This is a genomic window from Enterobacter cloacae complex sp. SHL020 (genome assembly GCF_049236945.1).
In the GTDB taxonomy this organism is placed as follows: domain Bacteria; phylum Pseudomonadota; class Gammaproteobacteria; order Enterobacterales; family Enterobacteriaceae; genus Enterobacter; species Enterobacter dykesii.
Genome location: NZ_JBMKJF010000010.1, coordinates 134,221 through 145,411, shown reverse-complemented (window position 1 = coordinate 145,411; position 11,191 = coordinate 134,221). Strand labels below are relative to the sequence as shown.

Annotated in this window: 9 protein-coding genes; 3 read left to right on the top strand and 6 right to left on the bottom strand. The window is 57.1% G+C overall.

From position 1 onward, the window contains the following. Window positions 1-175, bottom strand: a 175-nt coding sequence (locus ACOTZB_RS19940) for a helicase HerA-like domain-containing protein (RefSeq protein WP_421628301.1), incomplete at its 3' end; no start/stop codon positions are given. 138 nt (window positions 176-313) lie between these two features. On the opposite strand from ACOTZB_RS19940, the gene ACOTZB_RS19935 reads away from it, so the two are divergent. Then, window positions 314-1,954, top strand: a complete 1,641-nt coding sequence (locus ACOTZB_RS19935; protein ID WP_421628291.1) for a dihydroxyacetone kinase subunit DhaK — start codon at window positions 314-316, stop codon at window positions 1,952-1,954. A 43-nt stretch (window positions 1,955-1,997) separates the two neighbouring features. Here the strand turns inward: ACOTZB_RS19935 and ahr are convergent, their stop codons facing one another. The 5 genes from ahr to pepA all read right to left on the bottom strand — a co-directional run bounded on the left by ahr (window position 1,998) and on the right by pepA (window position 8,623). Then, on the bottom strand, window positions 1,998-3,017 hold the full coding sequence (gene ahr, locus ACOTZB_RS19930; RefSeq protein WP_421628289.1) for an NADPH-dependent aldehyde reductase Ahr: 1,020 nt from the start codon (window positions 3,015-3,017) through the stop codon (window positions 1,998-2,000). A gap of 83 nt (window positions 3,018-3,100) precedes the next feature. Continuing rightward, complete coding sequence (locus ACOTZB_RS19925) at window positions 3,101-3,604, bottom strand: GNAT family N-acetyltransferase (RefSeq protein ID WP_198886065.1); 504 nt, start codon at window positions 3,602-3,604, stop codon at window positions 3,101-3,103. A gap of 123 nt (window positions 3,605-3,727) precedes the next feature. Continuing rightward, window positions 3,728-6,583 carry a valine--tRNA ligase gene (locus ACOTZB_RS19920; RefSeq protein ID WP_421628287.1) on the bottom strand — a complete coding sequence of 952 codons (2,856 nt, stop codon included), beginning with the start codon at window positions 6,581-6,583 and terminating at the stop codon, window positions 3,728-3,730. Then, the gene (gene holC / locus ACOTZB_RS19915; protein ID WP_008502815.1) at window positions 6,583-7,026 is read right to left on the bottom strand and encodes a DNA polymerase III subunit chi; all 444 of its coding nucleotides are present in this window, start codon (window positions 7,024-7,026) and stop codon (window positions 6,583-6,585) included. Before holC ends, ACOTZB_RS19920 begins: the two co-directional genes overlap by 1 nt. A gap of 85 nt (window positions 7,027-7,111) precedes the next feature. Next, on the bottom strand, window positions 7,112-8,623 hold the full coding sequence (gene pepA / locus ACOTZB_RS19910) for a leucyl aminopeptidase (RefSeq protein ID WP_421628285.1): 1,512 nt from the start codon (window positions 8,621-8,623) through the stop codon (window positions 7,112-7,114). 266 nt (window positions 8,624-8,889) lie between these two features. On the opposite strand from pepA, the gene lptF reads away from it, so the two are divergent. Beyond that, entirely contained in the window at window positions 8,890-9,990 is a 1,101-nt protein-coding gene (gene lptF / locus ACOTZB_RS19905) for an LPS export ABC transporter permease LptF (RefSeq protein WP_047650945.1), read from the top strand. Beyond that, window positions 9,990-11,072, top strand: a complete 1,083-nt coding sequence (gene lptG / locus ACOTZB_RS19900; RefSeq protein WP_115876359.1) for an LPS export ABC transporter permease LptG — start codon at window positions 9,990-9,992, stop codon at window positions 11,070-11,072. Before lptF ends, lptG begins: the two co-directional genes overlap by 1 nt. The last annotated feature ends 119 nt before the right edge of the window (window positions 11,073-11,191 follow it).

The window sequence follows — 11,191 nt, the reverse complement described above, 5'->3', positions numbered from 1 at the left end:
CGTCAGCCATAAAGACCGGTACGCCAATCTCCGAAAGCGACTCCGCCAGCTTTTGCAGGGTGACGGTTTTCCCCGTCCCGGTCGCTCCGGTGATCAGACCGTGGCGGTTCGCCATCGCGGGCAGTAAATACAGCTCTTTTTCCAGCGTCCTGGCAATTAACAGTGGTGTACTCATGATGCGCTTCCTCTCTTTGTCCTGGGTGGAGTATAGGCAACCTGACCGCAATTTGGTTGAGTAAATTCCTGACTTTGCGGCGCATTATCCAACGCGGACTATGCTTTTGCATACGGTTCACAAAAATAGTGGGAAACGATGTCCAGATTCTTCTTTAACGATCGCAAACAGCTGATCAACGATGCCATTGAAGGCATACTGCTTTCTGCGCCACACGCAAATCTCGTCAAGCTTGATATCGATCCGGCCATCAGGATCGTCGCACGCGGCGATTGGGACAAAAGCCGCGTGGCGGTGATCTCCGGCGGCGGCTCAGGCCACGAACCCGCGCACGCCGGGTTTGTTGGCAAAGGGATGCTGACGGCGGCAGTGTGTGGCGATCTTTTTGCCTCGCCGAGCGTGGATGCGGTGCTGAATGCCATTGTGGCGGTCACGGGCGATCGCGGCTGCCTGCTGATCGTAAAAAACTACACCGGCGATCGCCTGAACTTTGGTCTGGCGGCGGAAAAGGCCAAACGCTACGGCCTGAAGGTGGAGATGGCGATCGTGGCGGACGATATCGCGCTGCCGGATAACAAACAGCCGCGCGGTATTGCCGGTACGGCACTGGTGCATAAGATTGCCGGCTATGCGGCGGAGCAGGGGAAATCGCTGAGCGAGGTGCGGGATATTGCGCAACAGGCCTGCGATAACCTCTGGAGCCTGGGCGTGGCGATGCAAACGTGCAACCTGCCGGGCAGCGATGATGAAGAGGGGCGGATTAAGCAAGGCCATGTCGAGCTGGGCCTGGGCATTCACGGAGAGCCCGGTGCTTCCGTCGTGGATACCCAGAACAGCAAAGCCATTATCGACACGCTGGTGACGACGTTACGCGCGCAGGCGGGAGAAGGGCGGTTTGCGGTATTGATTAACAATCTCGGCGGCGTATCGGCGCTGGAGATGGCGCTGCTGACCAAAGAGCTGGCGCATTCGGCGCTGAAAGAGGAGATCGCGTACCTGATAGGCCCCGCGCCGCTGGTGAGCGCGCTGGACATGAAGGGCTTTTCGCTCACGCTGCTGAAGCTCAATGACTTCTTTGAAAAGGCGATTCACGCCGAGGTCGAAACGCTGGGCTGGCAGAAGCCCGTGGCGTTTGCGCCGCTGCGCACCGTGGCGCATACCGCCATTCACGATCGCGTGGAATACACCCCGTCGGACAATCTGCGGGTGGGCGAGTATGTCTCCTCGGTGACGAAAACGCTGCTCCAGCTGGAAAACCGGCTGAACGCGCTGGATGCCAAAGTGGGCGACGGCGATACCGGCTCCACTTTTGCGCAAGGGGCGCGGGATATTGCGCAGCGTCTGGAGGATCGCAAGCTCCCGCTTGATAACGTATCGACGCTGCTGTTGCTGGTGGGCGAGCGGCTGGCGACGGTGATGGGCGGATCGAGCGGGGTGCTGATGTCGATCTTCTTTACCGCGGCCGGGCAAAAGCTTCACGATGGTCAGCCGCTGCCCGAGGCATTGCTCAGCGGGCTGGCGCAGATGAAGCAGTACGGTGGGGCAGATCTCGGCGATCGTACACTGATCGACGCGCTGCAACCGGCGCTTGAAGCATTGAAAGGTGGCGATATTCAGGCAGCGGCGCAGGCCGCACAGCACGGTGCCGAAGCAACGGCGAAAATGGCGAAAGCCGGCGCGGGACGTTCATCGTATGTGAATAAAGAGAATCTGGATGGGGTAATGGATCCGGGAGCGGTCGCGATAGCGGAAGTATTTAACGTATTGTCGCAGCAGTGAAAGTAGGCCGGGTAAGGCGAAGCCGCCACCCGGCACTATCACATCAGAAATCCGCTTTCAACACCACGCGGTAGCGGGCTTTGCCGTCACGCACGTGCTGGATCGCTTCGTTGATTTTCGACATCGGATACAGTTCGGTGGTCGGCGCCACTTTGGTGCGTCCGGCAAACTTCATCAGCTTGCGCAACTCAAACGGCGTACCGGTAGCGGAGCCTGACACGCTGCGATCCCCGCCGATCAGGGTAAACGCAGGAACCGGCAGCGGCTTCATTACGGCACCTACGGTATGGAAGTTACCGCCGTAGGCCAGTGCCTCAAAGTACGGCTGCCAGTCAAGATCCACGTTAACGGTGTTGATGATCAGGTCAAACTGCCCGGCCAGCGCGTTCAGCGCGTCAGGATCGCGGCTGTTCACCACTTTATCCGCACCCATCGCCAGCACTTCTTTCTCTTTCGCCGGGTTCGAGCTGAACGCCGTGACTTCACAGCCCATCGCGTGCAGCAGCTTGATGGCGATATGCCCCAGGCCGCCAATACCTATGACGCCTACGCGGCTGGTGGCGGTGATATGGTGCATCAGCAGGGGTTTGAATACGGTGATACCGCCGCACAGCAGCGGACCGGCGGATTCGATATCAATGCTGTCCGGCAGCGGGATCACCCATTGCCAGTCGGCGCGCAGTTTATCGGCGAAACCGCCCTTGTTCAGAATGGTGGGAACGGCGCCTTCGAGGCAGTTGATCTGATTGCCGCTGATACAGGCATCGCAGTAACCACAGCTGCGTGCCGTCCAGCCAATGCCCACGCGTTGGCCTACCTTCAGCCCTTTGTCCTGCGCGGCGCTACCGAGCGCCACGACGCGGCCAATGACTTCGTGCCCGGCAACCAGCGGATAGCTCGAGAAGCCCCATTCGTTGTCGATCATCGAGAGATCCGAGTGGCAGATCCCGCAGTAATCAACCTGTACTTCGACGTCTTCTGCTTTTAGTTCGCCGGCATCGTACTCGTACAGCTCAAGTTCTGCACCCGCCTGCGGTGCGGCGTAGCTTTTTATCTTCGACATCGTGTTTCCCCCGTTGTGGTGTGAACTGAGAGTGTAGAGCATTCAATTTACAGCCGCTTAACAGAAGAGGGCAGGAACGAAACTTACAGACTTTTCAGCATTCTGACTTCGCAATCAACGTGGCCGGTACAGCCCAGAGGTGCATCGATATGCTCAAAGCCCAGATGTTCATACAGGCCGATGGCCTCTTTGAGGAAAGCGGTTGTTTCAAGGTAGCAGCGTGTAAAACCCTGCTTGCGGGCGTGGTCCAGCGCAATCAGCGCCAGCTTTTTTGCCAGCCCTTGCCCGCGCGCCGTTGGCAGGAAATACATTTTCTGCAGCTCACAGATATCCGGCTCGCTGCAGCTGAGGGGCGCCACGCCGCCGCCGCCCACGACCTGGCCATTCTGCTCAATTACCCAGTAGGCATGCCCTGGCTGGCTGTAGAGCTGGAAAAGCTCGTCCAGATTCGGGTCAGCAACCGTGTAGCCTTTGTCAGCCGTCAGGCCATATTCGGCAGAAACGGTGCGGATAACGGCGGCGATAGCCGGGTTATCCTGCTCAGTGATCCGACGCATCGTCGTCGCGACGGGGGTAATCACGCTCATAGCATTACTCATTACAAAAATTGACACATAACTGCTGTTAATAGCACCGCAGAAAGGGGAGTGCAAGCGAGGAGTTTTCAGGAAGGATACCCCTTACGCCCTGAAGCGTAAGGGGTAAAAGCATTACAGGGCTGCGATAACCGCCTGCTGCTCGATCAGTTTGGTCTTCGCATCTGCGAAGGCAACCAGACGCTCACGCTCTTTCGCGATGACCGCTTCCGGCGCGCGGGCGACAAAGCCTTCGTTCGCCAGCTTGCTTTCGATTTTGTCAATTTCCACGTCGACTTTCGCCACTTCTTTCGCCAGACGAGCCAGCTCGGCGTCTTTGTCGATCAGGCCCGCCATCGGGATCAGCAGTTCGGCGCCGTCGATGATTTTGGTCACGGAAACCGGACCTTTGTCATCCGCAGGCAGCACGGTGATGCTTTCCAGACGCGCCATGGTCTTCAGGAAAGTGTTGTTCTCGGTGACGCGACGAACGGCAGCCTCGCTGCAGCCACGAAGCAGCAGCTCCAGCGGTTTGCCAGGGGCAATGTTCATTTCAGCGCGGATGTTACGTACCGCAACGATCGCCTGTTTCAGCCACTCGGTATCCGCGGACGCCGCTTCATCAACCTTGGCCGCATCGAATTCCGGGAACGGCTGCAGCATGATGGTATCGGCGTTGATGCCCGCAATCACCTTCACGCGCTGCCAGATGGTTTCGGTGATAAATGGAATGACCGGATGCGCCAGGCGCAGCAGGCCTTCCAGAACGGTAATCAGCGTGTTGCGCGTGCCGCGCAGTTCCGCCTCGGTGCCGCCGTTCATCACCGGCTTCGCCAGCTCCAGATACCAGTCGCAGAACTGGTTCCAGGTGAATTCATACAGGATGCCCGCCGCGATATCGAAGCGGTAGGTGTCCAGCGCCTCGCGGAACGCTTTCACCGTCTGGTTGAATTCCGCCAGGATCCAGCGGTCTGCCAGAGACAGCGTCATCTCGCCGCCGTTAAAGCCACAGTCCTGATCTTCGGTGTTCATCAGCACGAAGCGGCTGGCGTTCCACAGCTTGTTACAGAAGTTACGGTAACCTTCCAGACGCTTCATGTCCCAGTTGATGTCACGACCTGTAGAAGCCAGTGCCGCCAGGGTGAAGCGCAGGGCGTCGGTGCCGTGAGACTCGATCCCGTTCGGGAACTGCTTCTCGGTGCGCTTGCGGATTTTCTCAGCCAACTGCGGCTGCATCATGTTGCCGGTACGTTTTTCCAGCAGATCTTCCAGAGAGATACCGTCAACCATATCCAGCGGGTCAATAACGTTCCCCTTGGACTTGGACATCTTCTGGCCTTCATCGTCGCGGATCAGACCGGTCATGTAGACGGTATGGAACGGAACCTGTGGCTTGCCGTCTTCGTCTTTGATGAAGTGCATGGTCATCATGATCATGCGGGCAATCCAGAAGAAGATAATATCGAAGCCGGACACCATCACGCTGGTTGGGTGGAACTGACGCAGCGCGTCGGTATTTTCTGGCCAGCCGAGGGTGGAGAAAGTCCACAGCGCGGAGGAGAACCAGGTGTCCAGCACGTCTTCGTCCTGACGCAGCGCAACGTCCGCGCTCAGGTTGTTTTCCTGACGCACTTCGTCTTCGCTACGGCCAACGTAAACGTTGCCTTCGTTGTCGTACCACGCCGGAATACGGTGACCCCACCACAGCTGACGGGAGATACACCAGTCCTGAATGTCGCGCATCCAGGAGAAGTACATGTTTTCGTACTGCTTCGGCACGAACTGAATGCTGCCGTTTTCAACCGCTTCCACAGCCGGTTTCGCCAGCACGTCGGCACGCACGTACCACTGGTCGGTCAGCATTGGCTCGATAACCACGCCGCCACGGTCGCCGTACGGCACGGTCAGATCGTGAGGTTTGATCTCTTCCAACAGTCCGAGTGCGTCAACGGCAGCCACGATGGCTTTACGCGCGGCAAAACGCTCCAGCTTCTGGAACTCAGCCGGGATCTCGCTGGAATAAACGTCGGATTCGTTGCCTTTGGTGTCGTACACTTCTGCGCTTTCGCGGATATCGCCATCGAAGGTCAGAATGTTGATCATCGGCAGGGCGTGACGACGGCCCACTTCATAGTCGTTGAAGTCGTGCGCCGGGGTGATTTTCACGCAGCCGGTGCCTTTTTCCATGTCGGCGTGTTCGTCGCCCACAATCGGAATACGGCGGTTTACCAGCGGCAGCACCACGAATTTGCCGATCAGATCTTTATAACGCGGATCTTCCGGGTTAACGGCCACGCCGGTATCGCCCAGCAGGGTTTCCGGACGGGTGGTCGCGACCACCAGGTAATCTTTACCGTCGGCGGTTTTTGCGCCGTTGGCCAGCGGATAGCGGATGTGCCACATGGAGCCTTTAGACTCGCGGTTTTCCACTTCTAGGTCAGAGATGGCGGTGCGCAGTTTCGGATCCCAGTTTACCAGGCGTTTGCCGCGGTAAATCAGGTCTTCTTTGTACAGGCGGACGAAGACTTCTTTAACGGCGTTGGACAGGCCTTCATCCATGGTGAAGCGCTCGCGCTCCCAGTCCACGGAGTTGCCGAGACGGCGCATCTGACGGGTAATGGTGCCGCCGGATTCCGCCTTCCACTGCCAGATTTTGTCGATGAACGCGTCGCGACCGTAGTCGTGGCGGGTTTTTCCTTCTTCAGCGGCAATTTTACGCTCAACCACCATCTGGGTCGCGATACCCGCGTGGTCAGTTCCCGCCTGCCACAGGGTGTTTTTACCCTGCATACGCTGGTAGCGGATCATGGTGTCCATGATGGTCTGCTGGAAAGCATGACCCATATGCAAACTGCCGGTGACGTTCGGCGGCGGGATCATGATGCAGAAGGACTCTTTGCTTTCGTCGCCGTTAGGCTTGAAATAGCCCTGCTGTTCCCAGTGCTCGTAAAGCGGCTGTTCGATATCGCGTGGGTTATATGTCTTTTCCATTATTTCCAGGTTGCCGTATTCAGGTTAAAACCAGCCAGGCGGTACGCTTTATAGCGTTCGCGCGCCAGTTGTTTCAAAGATTCTTCGTAAGGGACAAAGTCTACCACTTCTGTGAAAGCGGTGGCAAAATCTGCAAAATCTATCCGCAGGCTAATCAGAATATCGCGCGCGCTGCTGTTGCGCTTTTGCGGCCAGGCAATTTCAACCGGTGCACCGCCGCGCGGGCCTTCGCCCGACAGATTATGCGGCACAAAACTCTCCGGCGGGCGCGCCCACAGCGCTTCATCCAGGCGAATCGCCTGCTGTTCATCTTCACAGGCAATCAGAACGCGTTTACCTGCGCGCCAACGTTCTGCGGCAATTTCACACACCAGCTGTTCTACGGCGCTGAGGCCATCCTGATGGGTGTCGTTGTCCAGAAGGTAGAACGTTGCATTCTTCATATATGGGGCTTCTTGTGCTCACTTTAAATGCTTAAGCCGGGCGGCGGCTTCGCCTTACCCGGCCTACGGTTTACTGCCGTTTGACTTACTCGTCGCCGTTAAAACCCGCACGATTGAGCAGGAACTGCGACAGCAGCGCCACTGGACGACCGGTTGCGCTTTTGGCTTTACCGGAGCGCCATGCGGTGCCCGCGATATCCAGGTGCGCCCAGTTGTACTTGCGGGTGAAGCGTGCCAGGAAGCAGCCCGCGGTGATCGCCCCGCCAGGACGCCCGCCAATGTTCGCCATATCCGCAAAGTTAGATTCCAGCTGATCCTGATACTCATCGCCAAGCGGCAGACGCCATGCGCGGTCGCCGGCCTGCTCTGAGGCACCGATAAGCTCATGCGCCAGCGGATTGTGGTTCGACATCAGGCCGGTGATATGGTGGCCCAGCGCAATCACGCAGGCACCGGTGAGGGTGGCGACGTCAATCACCGCTTCCGGCTCGAAGCGCTCAACGTAGGTCAGCACGTCACAGAGTACCAGACGGCCTTCGGCGTCGGTGTTCAGCACTTCAACGGTCTGGCCGGACATGGTGGTCAGAACGTCACCCGGACGATAGGCGCGCCCGCCAGGCATGTTTTCGCAGCCCGCCAGTACGCCGATCACGTTGATAGGCAGCTGAAGTTCCGCGACCATGCGCATGACGCCGTAAACCGCCGCAGCACCGCACATGTCGTACTTCATCTCATCCATGCCTTCGGCAGGCTTGATGGAGATACCGCCGGAGTCGAAGGTCAGGCCTTTACCGACCAGCACGATGGGGCGTGCGTCTTCGGACGGGTTGCCTTTGTACTCGATGACGGACATCAGGGATTCGTTCTGCGAGCCGTTACCGACCGCCAGGTAAGAGTGCATTCCCAGCTCTTTCATCTGCTGTTCGCCGATGACGCGGGTAATGACGTTTTTGCTGTAGGCGTCGGCCAGCTGACGCGCCTGAGAGGCCAGGTACGCCGCGTTACAGATGTTAGGCGGCATGTTGCCGAGATCTTTGGCCGCTTTAATGCCGGCGGCAATCGCCAGACCGTGCTGAATAGCGCGTTCGCCGCTGGTCAGTTCGCGGCGGGTTGGCACGTTAAAGACCATTTTACGCAGCGGACGACGCGGCTCGCTTTTATTGGTCTTCAACTGATCGAAGCTGTAGAGGCTCTCTTTTGCCGTTTCAACTGCCTGACGCACTTTCCAGTAGGTGTTACGCCCTTTAACGTGCAGCTCGGTCAGGAAGCAGACGGCTTCCATTGAGCCAGTATCATTCAGCGTATTGATTGTTTTCTGAATCACCTGCTTATACTGACGTTCATCCAGCTCGCGTTCTTTGCCGCAGCCAATCAGCAGAATACGCTCTGACAGTACGTTCGGAACATGGTGCAGTAACAGCGTCTGCCCAGGTTTGCCTTCCAGTTCGCCACGGCGCAACAGGGCGCTAATATAGCCGTCACTGATTTTATCGAGTTGCTCGGCGATCGGGGAGAGTCGGCGTGGTTCAAAGACGCCCACAACGATGCAGGCACTCCGCTGTTTCTCCGGGCTACCGCTTTTTACACTGAACTCCATGCACTACGCTCCTGAATCTTAAAGACAACGGCGGCTGCTACGGATAGAATTGAAACCTTTCGTAACTCATGTCCGCTGTTGTGGTGACTTCGTGTTAATCTTACGTTACTACGGTTTCGACACGTCAGAAAAAGTCCTGAAGCGTGAATCCGCCGGATGTTTTAATCTTAGCGATGATTTCGACGACTCAAGAGAATAAATGACGTTTAAGCCATGAAACAAGCGAAATTCCTGCAAAGAGACGGGTTTTTACGGGCGTATTTAAAGTGATAATCATAAGATATCTGGTGCGGGAGACGCTCAAAAGCCAACTGGCGATCCTCTTTATCCTGCTGCTGATTTTTTTCTGTCAGAAGCTGGTTAAGATCCTCGGTGCGGCCGTTGACGGCGAAATTCCAACGAATCTGGTGCTTTCCCTGCTTGGTTTAGGGATCCCGGAAATGGCGCAGCTCATCCTGCCGCTAAGTCTTTTCCTTGGCCTGCTCATGACGCTTGGGAAACTCTACACCGAGAGTGAAATCACGGTGATGCATGCCTGTGGCCTGAGCAAAGCGGTACTGGTGAAAGCCGCCATGATACTGGCGCTGTTCACGGGTATTGTTGCGGCGGTGAACGTGATGTGGGCGGGCCCCATGTCTTCCCGCCATCAGGATGAAGTGCTGGCCGAAGCGAAAGCCAACCCCGGCATGGCGGCGTTAGCCCAGGGGCAGTTCCAGCAGGCGACCGACGGCAACTCCGTGCTGTTTATTGAGAGCGTTGACGGCAGTAAATTCAACGATGTTTTCCTGGCGCAGCTGCGTCCAAAAGGTAACGCGCGTCCTTCCGTGGTGGTGGCAGATTCCGGTCAGCTGGCTCAGCGCAAAGATGGCTCTCAGGTCGTGACGCTGAACAAAGGCACTCGATTCGAAGGCACCGCGATGCTGCGCGACTTCCGCATTACGGATTTCCAGAACTATCAGGCCATTATCGGCCATCAGACTGTGGCGCTCGATCCAACGGATACCGAGCAAATGGACATGCGTACCCTGTGGAATACCGATACCGACAGAGCGCGCGCTGAGTTCCACTGGCGTATTACGCTTGTATTCACCGTGTTTATGATGGCGCTGATTGTCGTTCCGCTGAGCGTGGTGAACCCGCGGCAGGGACGCGTGCTCTCTATGCTGCCGGCGATGCTGCTTTACCTGATCTATTTCCTGCTGCAAACCTCGATTCGTTCTAACGGCGCGAAGGGTAAGCTGGACCCTATGGTCTGGACATGGTTTGTGAACAGCCTGTACATCTTACTGGCGCTGGGATTAAACCTGTGGGATACGGTGCCTGTGCGCCGCATACGTGCCCGATTCTCGCGTAAAGGAGCCATCTAATGCAGGCGTTTGGCGTTCTTGATCGCTATATCGGTAAAACCATTTTTACCACCATCATGATGACGTTGTTCATGCTGGTGTCGCTCTCCGGCATTATCAAATTTGTCGATCAGCTGAAAAAAGCCGGGCAGGGGAGCTATGACGCGCTGGGCGCGGGGATGTATACCCTGCTCAGCGTGCCGAAAGATGTGCAGATCTTCTTCCCGATGGCGGCCCTGCTGGGCGCGCTGCTGGGGCTGGGGATGCTGGCGCAGCGCAGCGAGCTGGTCGTTATGCAGGCCTCGGGGTTTACCCGTATGCAGGTTGCGCTGTCGGTGATGAAAACCGCAATCCCACTGGTGCTGTTGACCATGGCGATTGGCGAGTGGGTAGCGCCTCAGGGTGAACAGATGGCGCGTAACTACCGTGCTCAGGCCATGTACGGCGGCTCGCTGCTCTCGACTCAACAAGGTTTATGGGCGAAAGACGGTAAAAACTTCGTCTACATCGAACGGGTCAAGGGGAATGATGAACTGGGCGGGGTGAGCATCTACGCTTTCGATGACCAGCGCCGTCTGCAGTCAGTCCGCCACGCCTCTTCGGCGAAATTTGACGCCGAACATAAGCAGTGGCGGTTGTCCCAGGTTGATGAATCCGACCTGACCGATCCGAAACAGATTACGGGTTCTCAGACGGTAACCGGCACGTGGAAGACCAACCTGACGCCTGACAAGCTCGGTGTTGTTGCCTTGGATCCTGACGCGCTCTCCATCAGCGGTTTGCACAACTATGTGAAATACCTGAAGTCGAGCGGGCAGGATGCGGGACGTTATCAGCTCAACATGTGGAGCAAAATCTTCCAGCCGATGTCCGTGGCTGTAATGATGCTGATGGCGCTGTCGTTTATCTTCGGTCCGTTGCGCAGCGTGCCGATGGGCGTGCGCGTCGTGACCGGTATCAGCTTCGGCTTTGTGTTCTACGTGCTCGATCAGATCTTCGGTCCGCTGACGCTGGTTTATGGCATTCCGCCGATAATTGGAGCGCTGCTGCCAAGCGCAAGTTTCCTCCTGATCAGCCTGTGGCTGATGTTGAAACGCTCCTGATTGACCTCTCCTCGCTTCCGGTTAACCGGGAGCGAGGCTAATCTCCTGTTTCACCCCGCACTTTTTCTCACAACCTTCAACGCCTCGCCCTGAATTTGAGTATTATTGAGCGATAAAGT

Coding starts and splice junctions, on each gene's coding strand:
- ACOTZB_RS19935 (WP_421628291.1), top strand. CDS start 314: ATGTCCAGATTCTTCTTTAACGATCGCAAACAGCTGATCAACGATGCC.
- ahr (WP_421628289.1), bottom strand. CDS start 3,017: ATGTCGAAGATAAAAAGCTACGCCGCACCGCAGGCGGGTGCAGAACTT.
- ACOTZB_RS19925 (WP_198886065.1), bottom strand. CDS start 3,604: ATGAGCGTGATTACCCCCGTCGCGACGACGATGCGTCGGATCACTGAG.
- ACOTZB_RS19920 (WP_421628287.1), bottom strand. CDS start 6,583: ATGGAAAAGACATATAACCCACGCGATATCGAACAGCCGCTTTACGAG.
- holC (WP_008502815.1), bottom strand. CDS start 7,026: ATGAAGAATGCAACGTTCTACCTTCTGGACAACGACACCCATCAGGAT.
- pepA (WP_421628285.1), bottom strand. CDS start 8,623: ATGGAGTTCAGTGTAAAAAGCGGTAGCCCGGAGAAACAGCGGAGTGCC.
- lptG (WP_115876359.1), top strand. CDS start 9,990: ATGCAGGCGTTTGGCGTTCTTGATCGCTATATCGGTAAAACCATTTTT.